A 23,212-nucleotide genomic window follows, 5' to 3' on the forward strand; every position below is an offset into this window, starting at 1 on the left:
TGATGCCGGGCGACAACGTGGCGATGGATGTCGAGCTGATCGCGCCGATCGCCATGGATGAGGGCCTGCGCTTCGCCATCCGCGAAGGCGGCCGCACCGTCGGCGCCGGCGTCGTCGCCAAGATCATCGCGTAAGCGGCGACGACCCGTACTAGGACATAAAGATCATGGATAGCCAGAATATCCGCATTCGTCTCAAGGCTTTCGATCATCGCGTACTCGATCAGAGCACCAGCGAGATCGTCAGCACGGCCAAGCGTACGGGCGCGCGTGTGCGCGGTCCGATCCCGCTGCCGACTCATATCGAGCGGTTCACGGTGAACCGTTCGCCGCACGTCGACAAGAAGTCGCGCGAGCAGTTCGAGATCCGCACGCACAAGCGGCTTCTCGACATCGTCGACCCGACCCCGCAGACGGTGGACGCGCTGATGAAGCTCGACCTCGCCGCCGGCGTGGATGTCGAGATCAAGCTCTAAGGGGATTGGGCCCATGCGGACCGGATTGGTTGCACGCAAGCTGGGGATGACCCGGCTGTTCACGGAGGACGGGACACATGTGCCCGTCACCGTGCTGAAAGTGGACAATTGCCAGGTGGTGGCGCAGCGCACCGAGGAGAAAGATGGCTATACCGCCATCCAGCTCGGTGTCGATGCAGCCAAGCCGAAGAATGTGACGAAGGCCATGCGCGGTCATTTCGCCAAGGCCAATGTCGAACCGAAGCGCAAGCTGGCCGAATTCCGCGTGCCGGCGGATGCCCTGGTCGATGTCGGGGCAGAACTCTCGGTCGAGCACTTCATCGTCGGCCAGTTCGTCGATGTTACGGGCACGACGATCGGTAAGGGTTTTGCCGGTGTCATGAAGCGGCACAATTTCCGCGGCCTGGAAGCCAGCCACGGCGTGTCGATCAGCCACCGCAGCCACGGTTCGACCGGTCAGCGTCAGGATCCCGGCAAGGTGTTCAAGGGCAAGAAGATGGCCGGCCATATGGGCGACCGTCAGCGCACCCAGCAGAACCTGCAGGTGATCCGCACCGATGCGGCCCGCGGCTTGATCATGCTCAAGGGCAGCGTTCCGGGTTCGGAAGGTCAGTATGTGTTGGTCCGCGACGCGGTGAAGAAGCCGCGGGCGAAGGACCTGCCGATGCCGGCCGCGCTCAAGGCCGCCGCGAAGTAAGGGTAGAGAACCATGGCTGAGACCATCGAAGTCGCGGTGACCACGCTGGAGAACAAGGCGTCGGGCAAGCTTACGCTGTCCAAGGACGTGTTTGGCCTGCCGCCGCGCGCCGACCTGCTGCAGCGTTACGTGATCTGGCAGCTTGCCAAGCGTCAGCAGGGCACCCACAAGACCAAGACCTATGGCGAGGTCGAGGGCTCGACCCGCAAGATCATCAAGCAGAAGGGCACCGGCGGCGCCCGTCATGGCGGCATCCGCGCCCCGCAGTTCCGCGGTGGCGGCAAGGCCTTCGGCCCGGTCGTTCGCAGCCATGCGATCAACCTGCCGAAAAAGGTCCGCAAGCTTGCGCTGAAGACGGCGCTGTCGACCAAGCTCGCCGAAGGCAAGCTGAAGGTGCTGGACAGCGCGGTGTTGTCAGCCGGCAAGACCAAGGATCTCGCCGGCAAGCTGAAGGGCCTCGGCCTCGACAGCGCGCTGGTGATCGACGGCAAGACGCTGGACGACAATTTCGCCCGCGCCGCCCGCATGCTCCGCAACGTCGACGTTCTGCCGGAGCAGGGGGCCAATGTGTATGACATCCTGCGCCGCGATACCTTGGTGCTGACCAAGGCCGCGGTCGAGGCTCTGGAGGCTCGTCTGAAATGAGCACGCTCAATCATTACGACGTGATCCTTGCGCCGGTGATCACCGAAAAGGCGACCCGTACTTCCGAGTACAACCAGGTCACCTTCAAGGTGCCGCTCGAGGCCACCAAGCCTCAGATCAAGGCGGCGGTGGAAGCGCTGTTCAAGGTCAAGGTAACGGCCGTGAACACCATCCGCTCCAAGGGCAAGACGAAGTTTTTCCGTGGCGAGCCAGGCCGGCGTTCGGACTGGAAGAAGGCGATGGTGACTCTCGCCGAAGGCCACAAGATCGACGTGACGACGGGGATCTGACATGGCGTTGAAGAATTACAAGCCGGTTACGCCGTCGACCCGCGGTCTGGTCCTGATCGACCGTTCGCAGCTCTACAAGGGCCGCCCGGTCAAGGAGCTGACCGAGGGTCTGAAGAAGACCGGCGGCCGCAACCATTTCGGCCGCATCACCACCCGCCATATCGGCGGTGGCCACAAGCGCCGCTATCGCCTGATCGACTTCAAGCGCCGCAAGTTCGATGTCGGGGCCGTGGTCGAGCGGATCGAGTACGACCCGAACCGCACCGCCTTCATCGCACTGATCAAGTACGACGATGGCGAGTTGAGCTATATCCTGGCGCCGCAGCGTCTGAAGGTTGGCGACCGCGTCGTGTCCGGCGAGAAGGCCGACATCAAGCCCGGCAATGCCATGCCGATGAAGGCGATCCCGGTCGGCACCATCATCCACAACGTGGAGATGAAGCCGGGCAAGGGTGGCCAGATGGCCCGTTCCGCCGGCAGCTTCGTGCAGCTCGTCGGCAAGGATCAGGGCATGGCGCTTCTGCGCCTGGCTTCGGGCGAGCAGCGTCTGGTTCAGGCCGATTGCATGGCCACGATCGGCGCGGTGTCGAACCCGGACAACCAGAACACCAAGCTGGGCAAGGCGGGCCGCAAGCGCTGGATGGGCATTCGTCCGACCGTTCGCGGTGTCGCCATGAACCCGATCGACCATCCGCATGGTGGTGGTGAGGGCCGTACTTCGGGTGGCCGTCATCCGGTGACCCCGTGGGGCAAGTCGACCAAGGGTAAGCGCACGCGTAACAACAAGCGGACGCAGAAGATGATCCTGCGCCGCCGCCCGGCGGGCAAGCATAGCTGATCGGGCTAGGAGGTAGATCGTGACACGTTCTGTCTGGAAAGGCCCGTTCGTTGACGGGTATCTGCTGAAGAAGGCCGACAAGGTGATGTCGTCGGGCCGCAAGGAGGTCGTGAAGACCTGGTCGCGGCGTTCGACGATCATGCCGCAATTCGTCGGCCTGACCTTCGGTGTCCACAACGGCAACAAGTTCATCCCGGTGTTGGTGACCGAGGAGATGGTCGGGCATAAGTTTGGCGAGTTCGCGCCGACCCGTACCTTCCATGGTCACAGCGCCGACAAGAAGGCGAAGAAGTAACCATGAGCAAGCAGGCGCGCGAATCCCGCCTCGGCGAGAACGAGGCGATGGCTGTGGGGCGGAACATCCGTGTCAGCCCTCGGAAACTTGGCGTGGTTGCCGGCCTGATCCGCGGTAAGCGGGTCGAGGCGGCGTTGTCCGAGCTGACCTTCTCCAAGCGGCGCATCGCCAAGGACGTGAAGAAGGTTCTGCAGTCGGCGATCGCCAATGCCGAGAACAACCACCAGCTCGACGTCGACCGTCTGGTCGTCTCCGAGGCGAGCGTCGGCAAGGGCCTGGTGATGCGGCGCTTCCATGCCCGCGCGCGCGGTCGTGGTGCCAAGATCCTGAAGCCGTTCAGCCATATTACGATCGTGGTGCGTGAGCGCGAGGAAGAGAAGAAGGCTCCGGCCAAGGCGAAGACGACCGGCAAGTCGAAGAAGGCCGAGGCTCAGCAGAGCGGGGAGCAGGCGTAATGGGTCAGAAAGTCAATCCGGTCGGGCTCCGTCTCGGCATCAACCGCACCTGGGATTCCCGCTGGTTCGCCAGCGACAAGGAATATGCCGGCCTGCTGCATGAGGATCTGCAGATCCGCAAGTATCTCGAGCAGCGTCTGGCCCAGGCCGGCGTCGCGCGCATCGTTATCGAACGTCCGGCCAAGAAGGCCCGCATCACCATCCATTCGGCCCGTCCGGGCGTGGTGATTGGCAAGAAGGGCGCCGATATCGAAAAGCTGCGCTCCGATCTGGCGAAGATGACCAAGTCGGAAGTTCATCTCAACATCGTCGAGATCCGCAAGCCCGAACTCGACGCCAAGCTGGTGGCGGAAAACATCGCTCAGCAGCTCGAGCGCCGCGTGGCTTTCCGCCGCGCGATGAAGCGCGCCGTGCAGTCGGCGATGCGCCTTGGTGCCGGCGGCATCCGCATCAACTGCGGCGGTCGTCTGGGCGGGGCCGAAATCGCCCGTGTCGAGTGGTATCGCGAAGGCCGGGTGCCGCTGCATACGCTGCGCGCCGATGTCGATTTCGCCCGCGCCACGGCCAAGACTGCTTACGGCACCTGCGGCGTGAAGGTTTGGGTGTTCAAGGGTGAGATCATGGCTCACGACCCGATGGCGCAGGACAAGCGCCTGGCCGAGCAGGCCCAGGGCGGTCATCCGGGCCGCCAGGGTTGAGCCGGGAGTAACGAGAGATGTTGCAACCGAAACGCACTAAGTTCCGCAAGGCCTTCAAGGGCCGCATCCATGGCGTCGCCAAGGGCGGCACCGACCTCAATTTCGGCGCCTTTGGCCTGAAGGCGATGGAGCCGGCCCGTGTGACCGCGCGCCAGATCGAAGCCTGCCGCCGTGCGATCACCCGCCACATCAAGCGTCAGGGCCGTATGTGGATCCGCGTCTTCCCGGATGTTCCGGTGTCGAAGAAGCCGGCCGAAGTTCGCATGGGCTCGGGCAAGGGCTCGCCCGAGCTCTGGGTCTGCCGCGTCAAGCCCGGCCGCATCATGTTCGAGCTCGACGGCATTCCGGCGGCCCTGGCCAAGGAAGCGTTCACGCTTGGCGCCGCCAAGCTGCCGATCCGGACCAAGATCGTTACCCGCCTGGGCGAGGGAGCGTAAGTCATGAAGGCTAGCGAACTGGTCGGTAAGACCAAGGACGAACTGAACACCAAGCTCGTCGATCTGAAGAAGGAGCAGTTCAATCTGCGCTTCCAGAAGGCGACTGGCCAGTTGGAGAACACCGCGCGCGTTCGTCAGGTGCGCCGCGATATCGCACGCGTCCAGACTGCCCTGCGTCAGCAGGCCGAGAAGCGGGCGTAAGGAGAGAAGAGATGCCGAAGCGCGTATTGCAGGGCGTCGTGGTGAGCAGCAAGGGTGACAAGACCGTCGTCGTCAAGGTCGAGCGGCGGATCATGGACCCGGTGTACAAGAAGTTCATCCGCCGTTCGAAGAAGTATCACGCCCACGACGAGCAGAACGCCCATAAGGAGGGCGAGATCGTGTGGATCCAGGAGTCGAAACCCATCTCCAAGCTGAAACGATGGGTTGTCGTCGAGAACGCCTCCTGAGACGGCACGGATAGTTAGCGAGGTACAGGTCCAATGATCCAGGTGGAAACCAATCTCGACGTCGCCGACAATTCAGGCGCGCGCCGAGTCCAGTGCATCAAGGTGCTGGGGGGCTCGAAGCGCAAGACGGCGCAGGTCGGCGACATTATCGTCGTCTCGGTGAAGGATGCCATTCCGCGCGGCCGCGTGAAGAAGGGCGATGTGCATCGTGCGGTCATCGTCCGCACGGCGAAGGAGATCCGCCGCCCCGATGGCAGCGCGATCCGCTTCGACCGCAATGCAGCGGTCCTCATCAACAAGCAGCAGGAGCCGATCGGCACCCGCATTTTCGGCCCGGTGACCCGCGAGCTGCGCGCGAAGGGCCATATGAAGATCATTTCGCTGGCCCCGGAGGTGCTCTGAGCCATGGCCGAGAAGTTGAAGATCAAGAAGGGCGACAAGGTTGTCGTCGTCTCTGGTCGCTCGAAGGGCGCCACCGGCGAAGTGCTGCGCGTCGAGCCCAGCACCAACCGCGTCGTCGTTTCCGGCGCCAACAAGGTGACCAAGCATGTCAAGCCGAGCCGTACCTCGGCCGGCGGCATCGAGGAACGCGAGGCTCCGGTGCATATCTCCAACGTGATGCATGCCGATCCGAAAGACGGCAAGCCGACCCGCGTTGGCTACAAATTCCTGGATGACGGCCGCAAGGTGCGCTTTGCCAAGCGCTCCGGCGAAGTCATCGACCGCTGATGGAGGGTGGTGCAATGGCTGCTCCCCGTATGAAGGACGTTTACGAAAATCAGGTGCGCAAGCAGCTGATGGAAAAGTTCGGCTACAAGAACCCCATGGAAGTGCCGAAGATCGAGAAGATCGTCGTCAACATGGGCGTGGGCGAAGCCGCGCAGGATTCGAAGAAGGTTCAGGCCGCCGCATCCGAACTGGCCGCCATTACCGGTCAGAAGCCGGTCATGACCAAGGCCCGCAAGGCGATTGCGAACTTCAAGCTGCGTGAAGGCCAGCCGATCGGCTGCAAGGTGACCTTGCGCCGTGAGCATATGTACGAGTTCCTTGATCGTCTGATCAACATCGCGCTGCCGCGGGTCCGCGACTTCCGTGGCGTGCCGGGCAAGAGCTTTGACGGCCGCGGCAATTATGCCCTCGGCCTGAAAGAGCAGATCATCTTCCCGGAGATCAACTACGACAAGGTCGATACCGTGCGCGGCATGGATATCATCATCTGCACGACGGCGAAGACGGACGAGGAAGCCAAGGCCCTGCTGGCCGGTTTCCGCATGCCGTTCCAGAACTGAGCCGAGAAAGGATCGCTGATATGGCGAAGACGAGTGCTGTCGAAAAGAATAAGCGTCGCGCGAAGCTGGCGGCGCGGTATGAGCCGAAGCGCAGCAAGCTGAAGGCCACCATCAAGGACAAGGACGTATCCCCGGAAGAGCGGTTCGAGGCGGCCCTGAAGCTGGCCGAACTGCCGCGTAATTCGGCGAAGATCCGTGTGCGCAATCGCTGCGAGCTGACCGGGCGCCCGCGCGGCACCTATCGGAAACTGAAGCTGTCGCGCAACATGCTGCGTGAGCTGGCCTCGAGCGGCCAGATTCCCGGCATGGTCAAGTCGAGCTGGTAAGGAGGAAGAGGGTATGGCTCTTACCGATCCCCTTGGCGATATGCTGACCCGCATCCGCAACGGTCAGCAGGCGGGCAGAGACAATATCGGCTGCCCGGCCTCGAAGCTGCGGATGAACGTGCTCGAGGTCCTGAAGAAGGAAGGTTATATCCGCGGCTACGAGCTGTTGGAGGATGGCAACAAGCGCAACCTGCGTATTGAGCTGAAGTATTTCGAAGGCGAGCCGGTCATCAAGGCGATCGATCGCGTATCGAAGCCTGGTCGTCGGGTCTACTCGGGCATCAGCGACCTCGGCAAGGTTCGAGGCGGCCTTGGCATTTCCATTCTGTCCACGCCGCGCGGCGTGATGTCGGATATCGAGGCGCGCGCTGCCAATGTTGGCGGCGAAGTCCTCTGCCGCGTATTCTGAGGAGTTTGACGATGTCGCGTATCGGCAAGCATCCGGTTCCGGTTCCGCAGGGGGTGCAGGTCCAGTTGGCCGGCCAGACCCTGACGGCGAAGGGCCCGAAAGGTGAGCTGAAGCTCACTGTTGTGGACGATCTCTCTGTCGAAGTTGCGGACGGCAAGATCACCGTCAAGCCGCGGCAGCCGACCCGCTATGCCCGCTCCATGTGGGGCATGCAGCGCACCCTGGTCAGCAACCTGGTCAAGGGCGTGAAGGACGGCTACACCCGCGAGCTCGAGATCAATGGCGTCGGCCTTCGTGCGGCGATGCAGGGCAAGAACCTGCAACTCAACATGGGTTTCAGCCATGAGGTGATCTATCCGATCCCGGCTGGCATCGAGATCAAGGTGGAGAAGCCCACGTCGATCAAGATCAGCGGTGCGGACAAGCATCTCGTCGGCCAAGTCGCCGCGGAGATTCGCGCGATCAAGCCCCCCGAGCCCTACAAGGGCAAGGGCATCAAGTATATCGACGAGACCATCCTGCGTAAGGAAGGCAAGAAGAAGTAAGGACCGCGGCTATGAGCATGAAGACTCGCATGAATGAGCTGTTCGATCGCCGCAAGATGCGCAATCGAGCCAAGATCAGCGCTGCCGCCCATGGCCGCCCGCGGCTGAGCGTTCATCGTTCGTCGCGCTACATCTATGCGCAACTGATCGATGACGTGAAGGGCGTGACGCTCGCTTCGGCCTCTTCGCTGGAGGCGAATCTGCGTAGCTCGCTGAGGACCGGCGCCGACACCAAGGCGGCGAGCGAAGTCGGCAAGCTGATCGCCGAGCGCGCCAAGGCCGCCGGCGTCACGGAGGTGATTTTCGACCGCGGTGCCTACCTCTACCACGGGCGCATCAAGGCGCTCGCCGAGGCGGCGCGCGAAGCTGGTCTGAATTTCTGAGAAAGGTTTGGGTACAAATGGCTGCTACTCAACGAGCTGAACGGGGTGAGCGGGGCGAGCATCGCGGCGAGCGCGGCGGTGATCGCGAGCGCGGCGAGAGCGAACTCGTCGACAAGCTGGTCAGCATCAACCGCGTCGCCAAGGTGGTGAAGGGCGGTCGGCGCTTCGGCTTTGCCGCTCTGGTTGTCGTCGGCGACCAGAAGGGCCGCGTCGGCTATGGATCGGGCAAGGCCCGCGAAGTTCCGGAAGCGATCCGCAAGGCCACCGAGCACGCGAAGCGGAACATGATCCGGGTCAACCTGCGCGAGGGCCGCACGCTGCATCACGATATCGAAGGCCGCCACGGCGCGGGCAAGGTCATCCTGCGTGCCGCTCCGGCCGGCACCGGCATCATCGCCGGCGGTCCGATGCGCGCCGTCTTCGAGACGCTTGGCGTTGCCGACGTGGTCACCAAGTCGACCGGAACCTCCAATCCGCACAATATGGTGAAGGCGACCTTTGCCGCGTTGCAGAATCTGAACGCGCCTCGTTACATCGCGGCGAAGCGCGGCAAGAAGGTGGCCGACATCCTCGGTCGCCGCGGCGAAACCGAGGAGTAATATAGATGGCTCCGGCAAAGAAGAAGGCCGCCAAGGCGGCCGGCAAGACCGTGAAGGTCACCTGGATCCGGTCTGCGCAGAAGCGGACCGCCGATCAGCAGGCCACCCTGGTCGGTCTCGGTCTGCGCAAGCTGCATCAGACGCGCGAACTGGAGGATACGCCTTCGGTGCGCGGCATGATTGCCAAAGTGCAGCACCTGATCCAGATCGAAGGTTGAGGATTTAGCGACCGGCCTTTCCAGCCGGTTCGAGTGGAAGGGATAGCAAGATGCGTCTCAATCAGATTGCCGACAATCCTGGCGCCCGAAAGGCGCGCATGCGTGTCGGCCGCGGTATCGGCTCCGGCAAGGGCAAGACCTCGGGCCGTGGCGTCAAGGGCCAGAAGGCGCGCACCGGCGTCAGCGTTAACGGTTTTGAAGGCGGCCAGACCCCGATTTACCGTCGCCTGCCGAAGCGCGGGTTCAACCCGCTCCGCCCGGCGGAATTCGAGACGGTCAACATCGGCCGTCTGCAGGCTGTGATCGACAAGGGCAAGCTCGATGCCGGTCAGCCGATCGACGAGGCTGCTCTGGCCACGGCTGGTCTCTGCTCCGGCAAGGCTGACGGTGTTCGCCTGCTCGGCACCGGCGAGCTGAAGAGCAAGATCACCATCACCGTCAGCGGGGCGTCGGCGACGGCGAAGGCCGCCGTTGAAAAGGCTGGCGGCAGCATCACCGTTATGATTCCGCCGAAGGCCGAAGCCGCTCCGAAGGCCGAGAAAAAGGCCAAGGGCAAAAAGTAAGCGTTAATATTTATCGGCTGGCGGGGCATAATGCCCCGTCGGTTGTTTTGAAGTTCACTCGGTCGGATTTAGGGATCGGACATGGCATCGGCAGCGGAGCGCATGGCAGCTAGCCTCAATCTTGGGGCCTTCGCCAAGGCGACCGAATTGAAGAAGCGCATCTGGTTCACGGTTGGTGCGCTGATCGTCTACCGCCTTGGCACTTACATCCCTCTGCCGGGCATCGACCCGCTGATCATGGCGGATATTTTCCGCCAGCAATCGGGCGGAATTCTAGGCATGTTCAACGTGTTCGCAGGTGGTGCGCTGGGGCGCATGACCATCTTTGCGCTGAACATCATGCCCTATATATCGGCGTCGATCATTGTCCAGCTCCTGACAGCCGTCTCGCCGCAGCTCGAGGCGCTGAAGAAGGAGGGCGAGGTCGGCCGCAAGAAACTCAATCAGTATACCCGGTACGGCACGGTGTTCCTGGCCGCCGTGCAGGCCTACGGTATTGCCGTCGGCCTGGAGGGGATGAGCGGCAGCCGCGGCGGCGCCGTTCTGGATCCGGGGATGTTTTTCCGCCTGACCACGATGATCACGCTGACCGGCGGTACGCTGTTCCTGATGTGGCTGGGCGAGCAGATCACCCAGCGCGGCGTGGGACAGGGCACGTCGCTCATCATTTTCGCCGGCATCGTGGCGGAATTGCCGCGGGCGTTGGCGGCGACCTTGGAGCTGGGCCGTACTGGCGCATTGAGCACCATCTTCATTCTCTTCCTGCTGGTTCTCATTGTCGCCGTGATTACCTTCATCGTCTTCATGGAGCGGGCCCAGCGCCGAATCCTGGTGCAGTATCCCAAACGTCAGGTCGGTCAGCGGATGTTCGGCGGAGAGAGTTCCCATCTGCCGCTGAAGCTGAATACCTCGGGCGTCATTCCCCCTATCTTCGCATCCTCGCTGCTGCTGATGCCGACCACGATCGCCCAGTTCGCAGCCGGCTCCGGCGCGCCGGGCTGGGTCACCACGATCACCACGCTGCTGGGGCATGGCCAGCCGTTGTATCTGGTCATGTATGTCGCGCTGATCGTGTTCTTCTGCTTCTTCTACACATCGGTCGTATTCAATCCGGTCGAAACCGCCGATAATCTCAAGAAACACGGCGGCTTCGTGCCGGGCATCCGGCCCGGCCAGCGGACGGCGGAATATTTCGACTATGTGCTGAGCCGTCTGACGGTGGTGGGAGCACTCTATATTTCGGCGGTCTGCCTGCTGCCCGAAATCCTGATCTCGCAGTATTCCGTGCCGTTCTATTTCGGCGGCACCTCGCTCCTCATCGTGGTGAGCGTCACGATGGATACGGTCGCCCAGATTCAATCCCATCTACTGGCGCATCAGTACGAGGGGCTCATCAAGAAGGCCAAACTGAGGGGAGCGCGCAAATGAGGCTGATCCTGCTTGGACCGCCGGGGGCCGGCAAGGGAACCCAGGCGCAGCGCCTGACCGCTACTCATGGCTTGGTCCAGCTCTCGACCGGCGACATGCTGCGCGCCGCCGTCAAGGCCGGTACGGCGACTGGCCTCAAGGCGAAGGCCGTGATGGACCGCGGCGAGCTGGTCTCCGACGAGATCGTCGTGGGCATCATCGCCGAGCGGATCGACCAGCCGGACTGCCGGAAGGGCTTCATTCTGGATGGTTTCCCGCGCACGACCAAGCAGGCCGAGGCGCTCGACAAGATGCTGGCCGAGCGGAAGCTGAAGCTCGATGCCGTCATCGAGATGAAGGTCAATGACGACGTCCTGGTCGAGCGGATCACCGGGCGCTTTACCTGCGCGAAGTGCGGTACGGGCTATCACGACACGTTCAAACAGCCGAAGACCCCCGGGGTTTGCGACGTCTGCGGCAGCAAGGAATTTACCCGTCGGGCCGACGACAAGGCGGAAACCGTAGTTTCCCGGCTCAAGGCTTACCATCAGCAGACGGCCCCGCTTCTCCCGTATTACGAGGGGCGCGGCATTCTACGCCAGGTTGATGGCATGGCAGAAATCGACGAGGTGACCCAGCAGATCGAAGCGGTTTTAGCAACGCTCTGATGGGCACTAAGTAGTTGACTGAGTGGAGATAGTTTCTATAATCGCGCCCCTTGGGCAGCGGGCGCGAGCAGGACAGAGGCGGCGGATCCCGACGTAAGTCTTTGACTACGTTGGGAATTTCTGTGCCGTCTTCCCGCCCAAAGGTAAACGTTCCGGCCGGCCGGAGCGTGTGATTCGAGGAGAGAAAGCGTGGCGCGTATTGCTGGCGTGAACATCCCGACCAACAAACGGGTCGAGATCGCACTGACCTACATCTATGGTATCGGCCGGGTGAAGGCCAAGGAAATTTGCGAGAAGGTCGGTCTTCCGGCAGAACGGCGAGTCAACGAACTGACCGACGCCGAGGTGCTGCAGATCCGCGAAGCGATCGATCGCGATTACAAGGTCGAAGGTGATCTTCGTCGCGAAATCGCTATGAATATCAAGCGTTTGATGGACCTTGGCTGCTATCGCGGCCTGCGTCACCGCAAGGGCCTGCCGGTGCGTGGCCAGCGGACCCATACCAATGCCCGTACCCGCAAGGGCAAGGCGGTCGCCATTGCCGGCAAGAAGAAGGCTACCCGCTAACTCCAAGCCCCCGTTTCGAAGGACTGAAGAAACCCCATGGTCAAGGACAAGGCCGCGCGCCCCCGGCGCAAGGAAAAGAAAAACATCACCTCTGCCGTCGCGCATGTGAATGCATCTTTCAACAATACGATGATCACCATTACTGACGCCCAGGGCAATACCATTGCCTGGTCGTCGGCCGGCAGTCAGGGCTTCAAGGGCTCGCGCAAGTCCACGCCGTATGCGGCGCAGGTCGCAGCCGATGTGGCTGGCCGCCGCGCTGCCGAGCATGGCGTCCGGACCCTGGAGGTCGAGGTCAAGGGCCCCGGTTCGGGCCGTGAATCCGCTCTGCGCGCCCTGCAGGCCGTGGGTTTCGTCATCACCAGTATTCGTGACGTGACGCCGATCCCGCATAACGGCTGTCGTCCGCCGAAGCGGCGCCGCATCTGATGCCGATTGCGCGTCGGTGATGAGACCGACGCGGTAGTGGAACAAGAGGCCGGCCGCCACCCCGAACAGGTTCAGGGGCGGCCGTTGCCGCAACCGAGGTGGTCCAGGCGGAGTTGCCGCACCCGCCGCAACCGAACGAGGTTACAGGTGATCCAGAAGAATTGGACCGATCTGATTAAGCCGAACAAGCTGGTTATCGAGCCCGGTGCCGTGCCGGGCCGCAGCGCGACTGTCGTTGCCGAGCCGCTGGAGCGCGGTTTCGGCCTCACGCTGGGCAACGCGCTGCGCCGTGTGCTGCTTTCGTCGCTGCAGGGCGCTGCCGTCACGTCGATCAAGATCGACGGCGTGCTGCATGAATTCTCGTCGATCCCGGGCGTGCGCGAGGACGTCACCGATATCGTACTGAACATCAAGTCGATGGCGCTGAAAATGCACGGCGAAGGGCCGAAGCGCATGCACCTGGTCGCCCAGGGCCCGTGCGAAGTCACCGCCAAGATGATCGAAACCGGCCACGACATCGAGGTGATGGACCCGAACCATGTGCTTTGCACGCTGGACGCGGGCGCCACGATCCGCATGGAACTGACGGTTGAAACCGGGAAGGGCTATGTGCCGGCCTCGGCAAACCGTCCGGAAGATGCGCCGATCGGCCTGATTCCGGTCGATGCGCTGTACAGCCCGGTTCGCAAGGTCTCGTACAAGGTCGAGAATACCCGTGAGGGCCAGATCCTCGACTACGATAAGCTGACCATGCAGATCGAGACCAACGGCGCCATCAAGCCGGAGGACGCCGTCGCCTATGCCGCCCGTATCCTGCAGGATCAGCTGCAGCTCTTCATCAACTTCGAAGAGCCGAAGGCCGAGACGCGGGAGAAGGCGGCGACCGAGCCGGAATTCAACCCCAATCTGCTGCGCCGCGTCGACGAGCTCGAGCTGTCGGTGCGCTCGGCGAACTGCCTCAAGAACGACAACATCGTCTATATCGGCGATCTCATCCAGAAGACCGAAGCCGAAATGCTGCGCACGCCGAATTTCGGCCGCAAGTCGCTGAACGAGATCAAGGAGGTTCTGGCTCAGATGGGTCTGCATCTTGGCATGCATGTACCCAATTGGCCGCCGGAAAACATCGAGGAACTGGCGAAGAAACTGCAGGATCAGTACTGATCCGGCCGCCATCTGAGGATCGAGGAGAGTAGGATATGCGTCACCGCAATGCCGGCCGCAAGCTCAACAAGTCGAGCGCCCATCGTCGCGCCATGTTCGGCAACATGGCGGCATCGCTGATCAAGCACGAGCAGATCACGACGACCCTGCCGAAGGCCAAGGAGCTGAAGCCGCTGATGGATAAGCTCATCACGCTTGGCAAGCGCGGCGATCTGCATGCCCGCCGCCAGGTCCTGTCCTTCCTGCCGGAGAAGGCGGCCGTCGAGAAGCTGTTTTCGACGCTCAACCAGCGCTATGCCAGCCGTAACGGCGGCTACACCCGGGTGCTCAAGGCCGGCTTCCGCTATGGCGATGCCGCCCCGCTGGCCGTCATCGAGCTGGTCGACCGCGATCCGGCCGCTAAGGGTCTCGATTCCGGCCCGGTTCAGCAGGCGGAAGAGGCCGAGGCCGCTGCCTAATCGGCAAAAGACTATACTGTTTCAGAACGGCGGCCGGTTTCGGCCGCCGTTTTTTGTTTCTGGAGGCGATGCGACCACATTAGCCAACCCGATGGATTGAAAACCTTTGGGAAACATCCTTATTTACAAAGGGAAACCCCCAGGTTCGAGATGATTCGCGTCCTGACTTTCACCATTGTCCTGGCTTTGACCTCGGCGACGGCTGCCACAGCCTCGGCGCAGGCGCGTGTGCCCTCCAGCCGCACCGAGATCGAGCTTAGCTTCGCTCCTCTGGTTCGCCGCGTCGCCCCGGCAGTCGTGAATGTCTATACGCGCCGGGTCGAGCAGGTCGAAACCTCGCCATTCTTCAACGATCCCTTTTTCCGCCAGTTCTTCGGCGATCAATTTCCTTTCGGGCAGCCGCGCGAGCGTATCGCCCGCTCGCTCGGCTCGGGCGTGATCGTGCGGCCTGACGGCATTATCGTCACCAATAACCATGTCATAGAAGGGGCGACGCAGATCGTGGTGGCGCTGGCGGATCGGCGGGAATTCGAGGCAAAGGTGATCGCTGCCGATCCGCGGGTCGATATCGCCATTCTGCGGATCGATGCGCAGAACGAGACCCTGCCATATCTGGAGTTCCATAACTCGGACGACCTGGAGGTCGGCGATCTGGTCGTCGCCATTGGCAATCCGTTCGGGGTTGGGCAGACAGTGACGCAGGGCATTGTCTCGGCTTTGGGGCGTACGGGCATCGGAGAGGCTGCGGCGCAGTCCTTCATCCAGACCGATGCCGCGATCAATCCAGGGAATTCCGGCGGCGCTCTGGTAACTCTCGACGGCAGGCTCGCCGGCATCAATACCGCGATTTTCTCGCGCACCGGCGGCTCGGTCGGCATCGGTTTCGCCATTCCCTCCAATCTGGTGGAGTCGACTCTGGCCAGTGCCCTGGCGGGCAAGGGAATCCGCCGGCCATGGCTTGGCGCCAATGGTGAAAGCGTTACCCACGAGATTGCCCAAAGCCTGGGTTTGGCGCGGCCAGCGGGCGTGCTGGTCGAAAGCGTTTATCCCGGGGGGCCTGCAGACCGTGCGGGGCTGCAAACCGGCGATGTGGTGCTTGCCGTCAATGGCCGCGAGGTCGACGATCCGCAGGGTCTGAAATTCCGCATTGCCACTGGCAAGCTCGGCGGGTCGGCGACGCTCGATATCTATCGAAAGGGGCAGCGGCTGTCGCTTCGCCTGCCGCTGACGGAGGCACCGGAAAGCCCGCCGCGCGATCTCACCCAGATCGCCGGCAACAATCCGCTGTCGGGAGCCACCGTGGTGAATCTGTCTCCCGCCGTTGCGGAGGAATTCGGGATTGAGGATCCGCTTGCCGGTGTGATCGTCACGGATGTGGCCGCCAATTCGACGGCCAGTCGCTTGCGTATCCGCACCGGCGACATCATCGTCAAGATCAATAATCGCGATGTGAAGAACGTACGGGAGCTGCAGCGCCTGCTGCGCGGTGCCGATCAATGGGCGCTGGTGTTGAGGCGCGGCGATCAGCTCCTTTCCTTTAGTGTTCGCGCATGAGGGCGATATGAGCCAGACGGGCGGCACCGGAGAGACGCTGTTCAGCGCGGCTGGTCTGGAAACGGTGCCCACCGGCCCGCTGGCGGATCGACTGCGCCCGAAGACGCTGGATGAGATCATCGGGCAGGATCATCTGCTGAAAGGGGATGGCCCGCTTGCCCGCATGGTGCAGACCAAACGCCTGGCGAGCCTGATCCTCTGGGGCCCGCCGGGGACGGGGAAAACCTCCATCGCGCGTCTTCTGGCCGATGCGACCGGCTTGGTCTTTGTCCCGCTGTCCGCAGTGTTCTCCGGCGTGGCTGACTTGCGCAAGGCTTTCGACGAAGCCCGCCGCAGGCGGGCTGCGGGCAAGGCCACGTTGCTGTTTGTCGATGAGATCCATCGTTTCAATCGTGCGCAACAGGATGGCTTCCTGCCGTATGTCGAAGATGGCACCGTCATGCTGGTCGGCGCCACCACGGAGAATCCCAGCTTCGCCTTGAATTCCGCCTTGCTGTCGCGGGCTTCCGTGGTTGTTCTTCATCGCCTGGATGACGTCGCCCTGGAGGCTTTGCTGCAGCGGGCCGAAGCGGTAGAGAAACGTCCGCTGCCCCTGGCGCCGGAAGCGCGGGCGGCTTTGCGGGCCATGGCCGACGGGGATGGCCGGTATCTTCTGAACATGGCCGAGCAGATATTCACGATCGATGCGCCGGCGCCGCTCGATCCCGCCAAGCTGGCGGAAACGCTGCAGAAGCGGGCGCCGCTTTACGACAAGACCCAGGACGAGCATTACAACCTGATTTCGGCCTTGCACAAATCCATACGCGGCTCGGATTGCGATGCCGCGCTGTACTGGCTGGCCCGCATGCTGGCTGGCGGCGAGGATCCTTTGTACATCGCCCGGCGGCTGGTGCGCTTTGCTGCCGAGGATATCGGTATGGCCGATCCTAACGCCCTGGTTCAGACGCTGGCGGCCAAGGAGATGTATGATTTCCTCGGATCGCCTGAAGGCGAGCTCGGTCTGGCCCAGGCCGTCATCTATCTGGCCACTGCGCCAAAATCCAATGCCGTCTATGTCGCGGCCGGCGCGGCAAAGCGTGCCGCCCGCGAACATGGCTCCCTGATGCCGCCGATGCACATCCTCAATGCCCCGACCAAGATGATGAAAGACTTGGGCTACAGCGAGGGCTACGCCTACGACCACAATGCGCCGGATGCCTTTTCCGGCCAGAATTACTTTCCGGCCGAGATGCCGCGCCAGACCTTCTACCGGCCTGTCGAACGCGGCTTTGAGCGTGAGATTTTTAAGCGACTGGAATATTGGCAAAAATTACGTTCCAAGCGGCATTCGGAGAGCGAGGGGTGATTATTAACCATTTCCGTTTGGGCGACTTGTCCGAGCGAGTTGGTGTAGACTTCAGGTTGAGCGTTTAACTGTCTGGAGACGGTCGGAAATCCCATGCTGCAGCGATATGGCGTATATGGCCTCGTGCTGCTCGGATTGTTGTTGCTTGCCGGATTCTTCGGCCTGGTGCTGCCTGGCCGCGAGAAGCCGTTTTACACGCCGGGAAATATTCCGAGCCGTGAGGACTGCTTTTACGACAAGCTGGCGATGTTCAAGCATGTGAACAAGCAGATCATCTTCCAGGTGGCTCAGGATTGCGAGCTGGAAGTGCAGTCGCTGGAGGGCCACGAGCAGATGCGCCAGGAATGGATTGAACGCCAGGCCGAGAAGGCTCGTCAACGCGCAGCCCAGAAAGCCGCAGAACCTCCGCCTCCGGCGGAAGAGCCGAAGGAACTGGATCGGGTACGCCGCGTCTGGCGATGACAGACCGGGGTCTCCCATCGCATAGTAGCAGCATGTCTCAAGTCATCACCCGTACCGTTGCCGACGGCGAAACGGATATCCGTCTCGATCGCTGGTTCAAACGCCACTATCCCTGGCTCGGCCATGGCAAGCTCGAGAAGCTTCTGCGTACTGGCCAAGTCCGCGTCGATGGCGGCCGCGCTAAAGCCTCTACGCGTCTGGAGGCAGGACAGACCGTGCGGATTCCGCCGCTGGGTGAGCCTCCGAAGGAAGATGTCAAGCCAGCAGCGCCGAAACCGCCGCGCGCGACGCCCGAGCGGATCGCCGAATTGCAGGCTGCCGTGCTTCACAAGGATGCTTCGGTTCTGGTGATCAATAAGCCGCCTGGCCTGGCCACGCAGGGCGGCACCGGCCAGAGCGAACATCTGGATGGCCTGCTCGATCATCTGCGTTTCGAGGCGAGCGAGCGCCCGCGGCTGGTTCATCGGCTCGACAAGGACACGTCTGGAGTCCTGCTACTGGCCAGGAATGCGGCGGCAGCGGCAAAGCTCGCTCAGGCTTTGCGGACCCGTGAAGCTCGTAAATTGTATTGGGCTCTGGTCGTTGGCCTGCCGCAGCAGCGCGAAGGCAAGATCAACCTGGCGCTTTCGAAACTGCCGGGCGCTGCCGGTGAGCGAATGGTTGCCGATGAGGAGGATGGCAAGACTGCCGTCACCTTGTACCGGACGGTGGAAACGGCCGGGCGCCGAGCCGCCTGGCTGGCCATGGCGCCACTGACGGGCCGCACGCATCAGCTCCGTGTACATAGCGCAGCGATGGGCACGCCCATCGTCGGCGACGGAAAATATGGCGGTCAGGAGGCGTTTCTGACCGGGGGGATCAGCCGCAAACTGCACCTTCATGCCCGCGCCATTCGCCTGCCGCACCCCGATGGCGGTGTGCTCGAAGTTCGCGCGCCACTGCCGGCGCATATGGCGGCCAGTTGGGATTTTCTCGGCCTCTCGATCGACAAAGATGCCGACGAATGGCTGGACTAGAAGGCCAGGGCATCCCCCGCCAGAAATGGCACCCGCTGCGTCTGGCGCTGGCAGGAGAGGTTCATGCCCGGCCGCCACAGCCATTGGCTGCCCCGGCACGGGTCTGGCATCTGGCCATGATGGTGGATGGGCCTGATCGCGAAACGGAATTGAGCCGTCTTGCGGAATTATGCCGCTCCCGCGCCAAACCTGTTCCCGAGGCAGATGCCAAGCATGTCGCGATTTCTATCGATGCCGACACCCTGCTGATCTGGGAACGCCGGACCGAGTTTTCGACCTGGACGTTTTACTGTTCCCGCCGGCCAGCCCAGCCGCTAAGCAGTCCGGAAGAGCCGCTGCCAATACCGGGTGACTGGCTCTCGCATCTGCCTGGCCGGCTCATGGTAATGGCCGATGTGACCGTCCTGGGCCGTGACGAGCCGACGCCTGCGATCGCCTCACTGCGGCAGATCTTTGACGGGCCGACATTGGTGTCCAGCATGGTTGCCGACGGCCGAGCGGCTGTCTGGACCGATTTCTATCTTGGCCGGGACGATAGGGTGCGGTTTCTGATCCAGGATCGCGGACTCACCGATGCCCAGTGCGGCCGTCTGGTCCTGCGTCTTCTCGAGATCGAAACCTATCGCATGATGGCGCTGCTGGCCTTGCCTTTGGCGCAGCAGGTTGCGCCACGCCTTACCGCGCTGGAGCATAATCTGGCGGAATTGGCCGGCAGGATGGTCGATGTCGCCCGCGAAAGCGAACAGACCCTTCTGCGCGAGATCGCCGGCCTGGCCGCCGAAGTGGAGACCTTGGCCGTGGAAACGCCGTATCGCTTTGGCGCCGCACGCGCTTACCATGCCCTGGTCACGAAGCGGATCGAGGAGTTGCGCGAGGCGCGAGTCGGAGGTCTGTCGACGATCGGTGAATTCATGGAACGGCGCCTGTCGCCGGCCATGCGCACCTGCATTACGGTGGCGGAGCGCATCGAAGGCCTGTCGCGCCGCGCCACGCGTATGGCCAATCTGCTCCGAACCCGCGTGGATGTGGCTTTGGAACGACAGAATGTCGAATTGCTGGATGCGATGAACCGCCGTTCGCGCCTGCAGCTTCGCCTGCAGGAAACGGTCGAGGGGCTCTCCGTGGCGGCCATCACCTATTATGTCGTCGGATTGGTTGGTTATGCGGCGCAGACTCTGCACGCCCTCGGCGCTCCAGTGGACAAGGAGATCGCTGTTGGTGCGGCAATCCCGATTGTTGCCGTCCTGGTCTGGTGGGGCTTGCACCGCTTCCGCAAATCGCTTCAAAAGGCCGGATTGCATTGAGGGGGCCGTTGGCCGCGGTCAGCCATCATTGCTGCGCAGGATTTTCCTGATTGTCTCGATGAAAAAATCCGCTGTCGCCCGAATACGCGGCGCCTCGCGCAGGTCGCCATGCACCAGCAGCCATAACTCCCGCGTGACCGGCGGATCGCCCGGATCCGGCGTCAGTTCCGGAAATTGCCGCCCGACATAATCGGGCAGCAAGATGGCGCAAGCCCCCGCTCGGGCGGCGGCGATCAGGGGCAAAAAGCTGTTGCTGCGGAAGACGGGGCGAAGATCGGCTTGAGCTGCAAGCCAGCGCGATTCCGGCAACTCCGCAAGCGTCTCATCGAAGCCCGCCACGGCATCGCTCTTAGCCGCCAGCGGGTGGCGGAAAAGATGATAGGGCACCATTCCGAGCTTGGTGGCGTAGATATCGCCGGTTTCCGGTTTGGCCCAGCGGAACGCAATGTCAGCCTCCCGCCTCGCCAGACTGAGCGAGCGATGCTCGACCGCGATCTCGATCTCAAGACGTGGCCAGCGGCTTTGTAGCTGGGGCAGTAACGGCGCCATCATGTAACTGGCGACACCCTCGGTAGCGGTCACCCGGAGGGTGCCTTCGATCTGTTCGCCTCGCTGCGCCTCCGCGAGGCGGCTCAGATGCAGCAGCGGAGCTTCGACCTGCTCTGCCGCTTCCAGCACCGGGGCGGCGGCAGGCGTTGGGCGGTAGCCGCGGGGGCCGCGATCGAAGAGGGTGACACCGAGGGCAGCTTCGAGTGCGGTGATCCTGCGGGCGACCGTGGCATGGTTGACCTTCAGGGCCCGGGCCGCGGCCGAAAGGCTGCCATGTCGCGCCAGCTCCAAGGCATAGCGAAGGTCGTTCCAATCCGGTTGATCTGATAATTTCTGCACAATCATTGATAAATATTATGGAATTTGCACAGATGGTTCCAGCTCTTACACTCCATCCACCAACTCAGGAGTAAAATGATGACCCGCCCGAAAACCCTGCTTGAAATGGCCGGCGCCCCGGCCATGGCCGTGGACTGGAACAAGGCCGTTCTTCTGCTGATCGACCATCAGCAGGAATATCTCTCAACCGGCAAGCTGCCGCTGGCTGGAATCGACGCTGCCGTTGCCGAAGTCGGTCGCCTGCTGGCTGCCGCGCGGGCGCATGCGGCCCCCGTCGTCCATATCCAGCATATGGGCCGCGCGGGCGGTCTGTTCGATCCTGCTGCCAATGGCGCTTTTGTCGAGGCCATCCGGCCTGCCGAGGGCGAAGCCGTCGTCTCGAAGACCCTGCCAAATGCCTTTGCGAATACGAGCCTGGATGAGACGTTGCAGCGGATCGGCCGCAAAGAACTCGTGGTCGCGGGTTTCATGACCCATATGTGTGTCAGCGCGACGGTGCGGAGCGCTCTTGACCACGGCTATCGCAGCGCCGTTGTTGCTTCTGCCTGCGCCACCCGCGATTTGCCCGATCCCATTGGCGGCGGCGTTTTATCGGCCGGTCAGGTTCATCATGCCGCTCTGACGGCGCTGTCTGACCGCTTTGCGACCATCATAGCCGATACCAGCGCTATTTCGGTGCCGGCAGCGGCGTAGCGCTGACCCCGCCGCGCGGCGATGCCTCGATCGGCGGAACCGGTTGAACTGCACCGGCCGTTTCCACCGGTCGAGTGCGGGGGCGGCGTTCCGGCGGCAGCTTGTCCCACAGAGCATCCGCCTGCGCGGTATCCAACACCTGATCGCCTGGCCGGCAGGCCTGGCTGCGATAGAGCAGGTGCCGGCTGGCATAGTAGCACCAGGAGGCGCCAGTTAGCTGGGCGCGTTGCAGGGCTTCCGCTTCAGCCGCCGTGACCCAGCGGCTGCCACTTGGGCAGCTCGGCGCTTCGAAGACATGGCCGAGGGTGTCGTTGTAACAAAGGGCCGATCCTCCACCCGAGGATGCGGCGGCATTGGCGGATACGGACGAGGGAGCGGTTTGAGTGGTGGCGCCTTTGCTGCGCTTTACCGCGCCGAACTGGCGCTCGGCCTGTTCTTGCGCAATGGGGGTATAGCCCGGAGCGCAGCGGCCGGTCTGACTGGGATAGAGAAGCCCGGTTTCGGGGCTGAAGCAGGGCGTGGTGCTGGCCTCGGCGCCATCGGCTGGGCGGCGGCCTGACTGTCCTGATTCGCCGGACCAGGCGTGATAAAGCGTTCGGTTCAGATCGCGGACGGAATGTCCAAGGCCAGAGCAGCCGGCAAGGCCGAGGAGCGACAGCAATACGGCTGCCCAGCCCTTCACGCTACCCGCGTCCGCGATAGCTGGGAACGCCGGTATCCGGGAGCCAGAGTCCGGCTGGCGGCTTGCCGGTCTGATAAAAAACATCGATCGGCATGCCGCCACGCGGATACCAGTAACCACCGATCCGCAGCCATCTTGGCTGAATGGCCGCTTGCAGGCGCTTGGCGATCATCAGCGTGCAATCCTCGTGAAAAGCACCGTGGTTGCGGAAGCTGTTGAAGAACAGCTTCAGCGACTTTGACTCGACGATCTTCCCGTTCGGAACGTAATCGATCACCAGATGGGCGAAATCGGGTTGCCCGGTCATTGGGCATAGGCTGGTGAATTCAGGTTGCGTGAAGCGGATCAGGTAAAGCGTCCCCGGATGCGGATTGGGCGCGGTTTCGAGGACGGCTTCCTCGGGCGAGGCAGGCTGGCGGGTCGGGCGGCCAAGCTGGGTCAGCCCGCAAATACGTGGAACGGTGCGTTTGGCTTTTTTCATGACCATCTTCTGCCACAATAGTCCCTAAATTGCATCTCGGAGGCGATCTGTGGTATTTGGTTTTTCTTCTTTCTCTTTCAATGAGTTATCATAAGCCAATGGCGATCTCTCGCAAGCGGGTGCTGCTGACGACCATTTTAGTTCTGACGGCGGCAGCCGGCGGGGTGCAGGCACAACAGCCCCCCGTCCCGCCAGCCGCACCGGTCCAGCCCGGGATCGTCGTGCCGCGGGCCCCTGTTGAGCCTTCTGCGCCAGCCTTAACACGCGATCCCGGCCGGCTGAAGCAGACGAAGGAAGAAGAGCGGCGGTTCGATGAGCAGAAAGCGCTCCGACAGGCTGACGAGCGCAAACGAAATCTGCTGGACGATCAGCGGAAGACAGATCTGAAGAAGGAACGACTGAAAGGCGACCTTCTGGAGCAGGATCTGAAAAAGGCTGACCGAAAGAGGGGGAAATGACAGGGCCTTCGGGAGGGTTTGCGCG

Annotated in this window: 37 protein-coding genes and 1 pseudogene; 35 read left to right on the top strand and 3 right to left on the bottom strand. The window is 62.6% G+C overall.

Annotation, left to right across the window (positions count from 1 at the left end; genetic code table 11):
* From tuf to VF194_RS06745, 33 genes and pseudogenes are all read left to right on the top strand, one after another.
* Positions 1 to 134 (top strand): annotated as a pseudogene (gene tuf, locus VF194_RS06585) (elongation factor Tu); the annotation flags it as partial.
* Between the two features lie 32 nt (positions 135 to 166).
* On the top strand, positions 167 to 475 hold the full coding sequence (rpsJ, locus tag VF194_RS06590) for a 30S ribosomal protein S10 (RefSeq protein ID WP_144257943.1): 309 nt from the start codon (positions 167 to 169) through the stop codon (positions 473 to 475).
* Between the two features lie 13 nt (positions 476 to 488).
* Positions 489 to 1,172, top strand: coding sequence for a 50S ribosomal protein L3 (gene rplC / locus VF194_RS06595; protein WP_330889256.1), 684 nt, complete (start codon positions 489 to 491; stop codon positions 1,170 to 1,172).
* Between the two features lie 24 nt (positions 1,173 to 1,196).
* Complete coding sequence (gene rplD / locus VF194_RS06600) at positions 1,197 to 1,817, top strand: 50S ribosomal protein L4 (protein ID WP_414656079.1); 621 nt, start codon at positions 1,197 to 1,199, stop codon at positions 1,815 to 1,817.
* Positions 1,814 to 2,107: a 50S ribosomal protein L23 gene (locus VF194_RS06605; protein ID WP_330889261.1), complete on the top strand. Its 294-nt coding sequence runs from the start codon at positions 1,814 to 1,816 to the stop codon at positions 2,105 to 2,107. The genes rplD and VF194_RS06605 overlap by 4 nt, the downstream gene beginning before the upstream one ends.
* A gap of 1 nt (position 2,108) precedes the next feature.
* A complete protein-coding gene (gene rplB / locus VF194_RS06610; RefSeq protein ID WP_330889263.1) occupies positions 2,109 to 2,945 on the top strand; it encodes a 50S ribosomal protein L2 in 837 nt (278 codons plus the stop codon).
* A gap of 19 nt (positions 2,946 to 2,964) precedes the next feature.
* On the top strand, positions 2,965 to 3,240 hold the full coding sequence (rpsS, locus tag VF194_RS06615; protein ID WP_330889265.1) for a 30S ribosomal protein S19: 276 nt from the start codon (positions 2,965 to 2,967) through the stop codon (positions 3,238 to 3,240).
* A gap of 2 nt (positions 3,241 to 3,242) precedes the next feature.
* Complete coding sequence (gene rplV / locus VF194_RS06620) at positions 3,243 to 3,695, top strand: 50S ribosomal protein L22 (protein WP_330889267.1); 453 nt, start codon at positions 3,243 to 3,245, stop codon at positions 3,693 to 3,695.
* Positions 3,695 to 4,393, top strand: a complete 699-nt coding sequence (gene rpsC, locus VF194_RS06625) for a 30S ribosomal protein S3 (RefSeq protein WP_330889270.1) — start codon at positions 3,695 to 3,697, stop codon at positions 4,391 to 4,393. The genes rplV and rpsC overlap by 1 nt, the downstream gene beginning before the upstream one ends.
* Before the next feature lie 17 nt (positions 4,394 to 4,410).
* The gene (gene rplP / locus VF194_RS06630; RefSeq protein ID WP_330889272.1) at positions 4,411 to 4,830 is read left to right on the top strand and encodes a 50S ribosomal protein L16; all 420 of its coding nucleotides are present in this window, start codon (positions 4,411 to 4,413) and stop codon (positions 4,828 to 4,830) included.
* Positions 4,831 to 4,833: 3 nt separating this feature from the next.
* Complete coding sequence (gene rpmC / locus VF194_RS06635; protein ID WP_330889274.1) at positions 4,834 to 5,031, top strand: 50S ribosomal protein L29; 198 nt, start codon at positions 4,834 to 4,836, stop codon at positions 5,029 to 5,031.
* Positions 5,032 to 5,042: 11 nt separating this feature from the next.
* Positions 5,043 to 5,279, top strand: a complete 237-nt coding sequence (gene rpsQ / locus VF194_RS06640) for a 30S ribosomal protein S17 (protein ID WP_330889276.1) — start codon at positions 5,043 to 5,045, stop codon at positions 5,277 to 5,279.
* A gap of 33 nt (positions 5,280 to 5,312) precedes the next feature.
* Positions 5,313 to 5,681, top strand: a complete 369-nt coding sequence (rplN, locus tag VF194_RS06645; RefSeq protein WP_330889279.1) for a 50S ribosomal protein L14 — start codon at positions 5,313 to 5,315, stop codon at positions 5,679 to 5,681.
* A 3-nt stretch (positions 5,682 to 5,684) separates the two neighbouring features.
* Positions 5,685 to 6,008: a 50S ribosomal protein L24 gene (gene rplX / locus VF194_RS06650; protein ID WP_330889281.1), complete on the top strand. Its 324-nt coding sequence runs from the start codon at positions 5,685 to 5,687 to the stop codon at positions 6,006 to 6,008.
* A gap of 29 nt (positions 6,009 to 6,037) precedes the next feature.
* Entirely contained in the window at positions 6,038 to 6,568 is a 531-nt protein-coding gene (rplE, locus tag VF194_RS06655; protein WP_414656080.1) for a 50S ribosomal protein L5, read from the top strand.
* A gap of 20 nt (positions 6,569 to 6,588) precedes the next feature.
* Positions 6,589 to 6,894, top strand: a complete 306-nt coding sequence (gene rpsN / locus VF194_RS06660; protein WP_330889285.1) for a 30S ribosomal protein S14 — start codon at positions 6,589 to 6,591, stop codon at positions 6,892 to 6,894.
* 13 nt (positions 6,895 to 6,907) lie between these two features.
* Positions 6,908 to 7,303 (top strand): 30S ribosomal protein S8, encoded by a 396-nt coding sequence (rpsH, locus tag VF194_RS06665; RefSeq protein WP_330889287.1) that lies wholly within the window; start codon positions 6,908 to 6,910, stop codon positions 7,301 to 7,303.
* 11 nt (positions 7,304 to 7,314) lie between these two features.
* Complete coding sequence (rplF, locus tag VF194_RS06670; protein WP_330889289.1) at positions 7,315 to 7,848, top strand: 50S ribosomal protein L6; 534 nt, start codon at positions 7,315 to 7,317, stop codon at positions 7,846 to 7,848.
* Positions 7,849 to 7,865: 17 nt separating this feature from the next.
* Positions 7,866 to 8,231: a 50S ribosomal protein L18 gene (rplR, locus tag VF194_RS06675; protein ID WP_330889339.1), complete on the top strand. Its 366-nt coding sequence runs from the start codon at positions 7,866 to 7,868 to the stop codon at positions 8,229 to 8,231.
* A gap of 17 nt (positions 8,232 to 8,248) precedes the next feature.
* The gene (gene rpsE / locus VF194_RS06680; protein WP_330889291.1) at positions 8,249 to 8,830 is read left to right on the top strand and encodes a 30S ribosomal protein S5; all 582 of its coding nucleotides are present in this window, start codon (positions 8,249 to 8,251) and stop codon (positions 8,828 to 8,830) included.
* 5 nt (positions 8,831 to 8,835) lie between these two features.
* The gene (gene rpmD / locus VF194_RS06685; RefSeq protein WP_330889293.1) at positions 8,836 to 9,048 is read left to right on the top strand and encodes a 50S ribosomal protein L30; all 213 of its coding nucleotides are present in this window, start codon (positions 8,836 to 8,838) and stop codon (positions 9,046 to 9,048) included.
* A 50-nt stretch (positions 9,049 to 9,098) separates the two neighbouring features.
* Entirely contained in the window at positions 9,099 to 9,611 is a 513-nt protein-coding gene (rplO, locus tag VF194_RS06690) for a 50S ribosomal protein L15 (protein WP_330889295.1), read from the top strand.
* Between the two features lie 81 nt (positions 9,612 to 9,692).
* Entirely contained in the window at positions 9,693 to 11,039 is a 1,347-nt protein-coding gene (secY, locus tag VF194_RS06695; RefSeq protein WP_330889297.1) for a preprotein translocase subunit SecY, read from the top strand.
* Positions 11,036 to 11,686 (top strand): adenylate kinase, encoded by a 651-nt coding sequence (locus VF194_RS06700; protein WP_330889299.1) that lies wholly within the window; start codon positions 11,036 to 11,038, stop codon positions 11,684 to 11,686. The genes secY and VF194_RS06700 overlap by 4 nt, the downstream gene beginning before the upstream one ends.
* Before the next feature lie 189 nt (positions 11,687 to 11,875).
* The gene (gene rpsM, locus VF194_RS06705; protein WP_330889301.1) at positions 11,876 to 12,253 is read left to right on the top strand and encodes a 30S ribosomal protein S13; all 378 of its coding nucleotides are present in this window, start codon (positions 11,876 to 11,878) and stop codon (positions 12,251 to 12,253) included.
* Between the two features lie 36 nt (positions 12,254 to 12,289).
* Positions 12,290 to 12,682, top strand: a complete 393-nt coding sequence (rpsK, locus tag VF194_RS06710; RefSeq protein WP_298727782.1) for a 30S ribosomal protein S11 — start codon at positions 12,290 to 12,292, stop codon at positions 12,680 to 12,682.
* Between the two features lie 147 nt (positions 12,683 to 12,829).
* Positions 12,830 to 13,846 carry a DNA-directed RNA polymerase subunit alpha gene (locus VF194_RS06715; protein ID WP_330889306.1) on the top strand — a complete coding sequence of 339 codons (1,017 nt, stop codon included), beginning with the start codon at positions 12,830 to 12,832 and terminating at the stop codon, positions 13,844 to 13,846.
* Between the two features lie 35 nt (positions 13,847 to 13,881).
* Complete coding sequence (gene rplQ, locus VF194_RS06720; protein ID WP_330889308.1) at positions 13,882 to 14,304, top strand: 50S ribosomal protein L17; 423 nt, start codon at positions 13,882 to 13,884, stop codon at positions 14,302 to 14,304.
* A gap of 150 nt (positions 14,305 to 14,454) precedes the next feature.
* The gene (locus VF194_RS06725; protein WP_330889310.1) at positions 14,455 to 15,858 is read left to right on the top strand and encodes a DegQ family serine endoprotease; all 1,404 of its coding nucleotides are present in this window, start codon (positions 14,455 to 14,457) and stop codon (positions 15,856 to 15,858) included.
* A gap of 7 nt (positions 15,859 to 15,865) precedes the next feature.
* Positions 15,866 to 17,203, top strand: coding sequence for a replication-associated recombination protein A (locus VF194_RS06730; protein WP_330889312.1), 1,338 nt, complete (start codon positions 15,866 to 15,868; stop codon positions 17,201 to 17,203).
* A gap of 123 nt (positions 17,204 to 17,326) precedes the next feature.
* Positions 17,327 to 17,665: a hypothetical protein gene (locus VF194_RS06735; protein WP_330889314.1), complete on the top strand. Its 339-nt coding sequence runs from the start codon at positions 17,327 to 17,329 to the stop codon at positions 17,663 to 17,665.
* Between the two features lie 32 nt (positions 17,666 to 17,697).
* Positions 17,698 to 18,681, top strand: a complete 984-nt coding sequence (locus VF194_RS06740) for an RluA family pseudouridine synthase (RefSeq protein ID WP_330889316.1) — start codon at positions 17,698 to 17,700, stop codon at positions 18,679 to 18,681.
* On the top strand, positions 18,669 to 19,985 hold the full coding sequence (locus VF194_RS06745) for a DUF3422 domain-containing protein (RefSeq protein ID WP_330889318.1): 1,317 nt from the start codon (positions 18,669 to 18,671) through the stop codon (positions 19,983 to 19,985). The genes VF194_RS06740 and VF194_RS06745 overlap by 13 nt, the downstream gene beginning before the upstream one ends.
* 18 nt (positions 19,986 to 20,003) lie before the next feature.
* On the opposite strand, the gene VF194_RS06750 is transcribed toward VF194_RS06745, so the two are convergent.
* The gene (locus VF194_RS06750) at positions 20,004 to 20,879 is read right to left on the bottom strand and encodes a LysR family transcriptional regulator (protein ID WP_330889319.1); all 876 of its coding nucleotides are present in this window, start codon (positions 20,877 to 20,879) and stop codon (positions 20,004 to 20,006) included.
* 72 nt (positions 20,880 to 20,951) lie between these two features.
* On the opposite strand from VF194_RS06750, the gene VF194_RS06755 reads away from it, so the two are divergent.
* On the top strand, positions 20,952 to 21,566 hold the full coding sequence (locus VF194_RS06755; protein ID WP_330889321.1) for a cysteine hydrolase family protein: 615 nt from the start codon (positions 20,952 to 20,954) through the stop codon (positions 21,564 to 21,566).
* Here the strand turns inward: VF194_RS06755 and VF194_RS06760 are convergent.
* Together VF194_RS06760 and queF are read right to left on the bottom strand one after the other, a co-directional pair.
* Complete coding sequence (locus tag VF194_RS06760) at positions 21,541 to 22,248, bottom strand: hypothetical protein (RefSeq protein WP_330889323.1); 708 nt, start codon at positions 22,246 to 22,248, stop codon at positions 21,541 to 21,543. The genes VF194_RS06755 and VF194_RS06760 overlap by 26 nt on opposite strands.
* 1 nt (position 22,249) lies before the next feature.
* Positions 22,250 to 22,729: a preQ(1) synthase gene (gene queF, locus VF194_RS06765; RefSeq protein WP_330889325.1), complete on the bottom strand. Its 480-nt coding sequence runs from the start codon at positions 22,727 to 22,729 to the stop codon at positions 22,250 to 22,252.
* 98 nt (positions 22,730 to 22,827) lie between these two features.
* On the opposite strand from queF, the gene VF194_RS06770 reads away from it, so the two are divergent.
* Entirely contained in the window at positions 22,828 to 23,187 is a 360-nt protein-coding gene (locus VF194_RS06770) for a hypothetical protein (RefSeq protein WP_330889327.1), read from the top strand.
* The last annotated feature ends 25 nt before the right edge of the window (positions 23,188 to 23,212 follow it).

Source organism: Ferrovibrio sp., from assembly GCF_036381655.1.
Taxonomy (GTDB): domain Bacteria; phylum Pseudomonadota; class Alphaproteobacteria; order Ferrovibrionales; family Ferrovibrionaceae; genus Ferrovibrio.

Excerpts from the sequence above, each read along its gene's own strand:
- rplX (WP_330889281.1), top strand. The coding sequence starts at position 5,685 with ATGGCCGAGAAGTTGAAGATCAAGAAGGGCGACAAGGTTGTCGTCGTC.
- rpsJ (WP_144257943.1), top strand. The coding sequence starts at position 167 with ATGGATAGCCAGAATATCCGCATTCGTCTCAAGGCTTTCGATCATCGC.
- VF194_RS06755 (WP_330889321.1), top strand. The coding sequence starts at position 20,952 with ATGACCCGCCCGAAAACCCTGCTTGAAATGGCCGGCGCCCCGGCCATG.
- VF194_RS06740 (WP_330889316.1), top strand. The coding sequence starts at position 17,698 with ATGTCTCAAGTCATCACCCGTACCGTTGCCGACGGCGAAACGGATATC.
- rpsN (WP_330889285.1), top strand. The coding sequence starts at position 6,589 with ATGGCGAAGACGAGTGCTGTCGAAAAGAATAAGCGTCGCGCGAAGCTG.
- VF194_RS06745 (WP_330889318.1), top strand. The coding sequence starts at position 18,669 with ATGGCTGGACTAGAAGGCCAGGGCATCCCCCGCCAGAAATGGCACCCG.
- rplR (WP_330889339.1), top strand. The coding sequence starts at position 7,866 with ATGAAGACTCGCATGAATGAGCTGTTCGATCGCCGCAAGATGCGCAAT.
- VF194_RS06730 (WP_330889312.1), top strand. The coding sequence starts at position 15,866 with ATGAGCCAGACGGGCGGCACCGGAGAGACGCTGTTCAGCGCGGCTGGT.
- rpsE (WP_330889291.1), top strand. The coding sequence starts at position 8,249 with ATGGCTGCTACTCAACGAGCTGAACGGGGTGAGCGGGGCGAGCATCGC.
- rpmC (WP_330889274.1), top strand. The coding sequence starts at position 4,834 with ATGAAGGCTAGCGAACTGGTCGGTAAGACCAAGGACGAACTGAACACC.
- rpsK (WP_298727782.1), top strand. The coding sequence starts at position 12,290 with ATGGTCAAGGACAAGGCCGCGCGCCCCCGGCGCAAGGAAAAGAAAAAC.
- rpsH (WP_330889287.1), top strand. The coding sequence starts at position 6,908 with ATGGCTCTTACCGATCCCCTTGGCGATATGCTGACCCGCATCCGCAAC.
- VF194_RS06770 (WP_330889327.1), top strand. The coding sequence starts at position 22,828 with ATGGCGATCTCTCGCAAGCGGGTGCTGCTGACGACCATTTTAGTTCTG.
- queF (WP_330889325.1), bottom strand. The coding sequence starts at position 22,729 with ATGAAAAAAGCCAAACGCACCGTTCCACGTATTTGCGGGCTGACCCAG.
- rplC (WP_330889256.1), top strand. The coding sequence starts at position 489 with ATGCGGACCGGATTGGTTGCACGCAAGCTGGGGATGACCCGGCTGTTC.
- rplO (WP_330889295.1), top strand. The coding sequence starts at position 9,099 with ATGCGTCTCAATCAGATTGCCGACAATCCTGGCGCCCGAAAGGCGCGC.
- VF194_RS06700 (WP_330889299.1), top strand. The coding sequence starts at position 11,036 with ATGAGGCTGATCCTGCTTGGACCGCCGGGGGCCGGCAAGGGAACCCAG.
- VF194_RS06725 (WP_330889310.1), top strand. The coding sequence starts at position 14,455 with ATGATTCGCGTCCTGACTTTCACCATTGTCCTGGCTTTGACCTCGGCG.
- rplE (WP_414656080.1), top strand. The coding sequence starts at position 6,038 with ATGAAGGACGTTTACGAAAATCAGGTGCGCAAGCAGCTGATGGAAAAG.
- rpsQ (WP_330889276.1), top strand. The coding sequence starts at position 5,043 with ATGCCGAAGCGCGTATTGCAGGGCGTCGTGGTGAGCAGCAAGGGTGAC.
- rplQ (WP_330889308.1), top strand. The coding sequence starts at position 13,882 with ATGCGTCACCGCAATGCCGGCCGCAAGCTCAACAAGTCGAGCGCCCAT.
- rplB (WP_330889263.1), top strand. The coding sequence starts at position 2,109 with ATGGCGTTGAAGAATTACAAGCCGGTTACGCCGTCGACCCGCGGTCTG.
- rpmD (WP_330889293.1), top strand. The coding sequence starts at position 8,836 with ATGGCTCCGGCAAAGAAGAAGGCCGCCAAGGCGGCCGGCAAGACCGTG.
- rpsC (WP_330889270.1), top strand. The coding sequence starts at position 3,695 with ATGGGTCAGAAAGTCAATCCGGTCGGGCTCCGTCTCGGCATCAACCGC.
- rplN (WP_330889279.1), top strand. The coding sequence starts at position 5,313 with ATGATCCAGGTGGAAACCAATCTCGACGTCGCCGACAATTCAGGCGCG.
- rplP (WP_330889272.1), top strand. The coding sequence starts at position 4,411 with ATGTTGCAACCGAAACGCACTAAGTTCCGCAAGGCCTTCAAGGGCCGC.
- rplV (WP_330889267.1), top strand. The coding sequence starts at position 3,243 with ATGAGCAAGCAGGCGCGCGAATCCCGCCTCGGCGAGAACGAGGCGATG.
- secY (WP_330889297.1), top strand. The coding sequence starts at position 9,693 with ATGGCATCGGCAGCGGAGCGCATGGCAGCTAGCCTCAATCTTGGGGCC.
- VF194_RS06750 (WP_330889319.1), bottom strand. The coding sequence starts at position 20,879 with ATGATTGTGCAGAAATTATCAGATCAACCGGATTGGAACGACCTTCGC.
- rplF (WP_330889289.1), top strand. The coding sequence starts at position 7,315 with ATGTCGCGTATCGGCAAGCATCCGGTTCCGGTTCCGCAGGGGGTGCAG.
- VF194_RS06605 (WP_330889261.1), top strand. The coding sequence starts at position 1,814 with ATGAGCACGCTCAATCATTACGACGTGATCCTTGCGCCGGTGATCACC.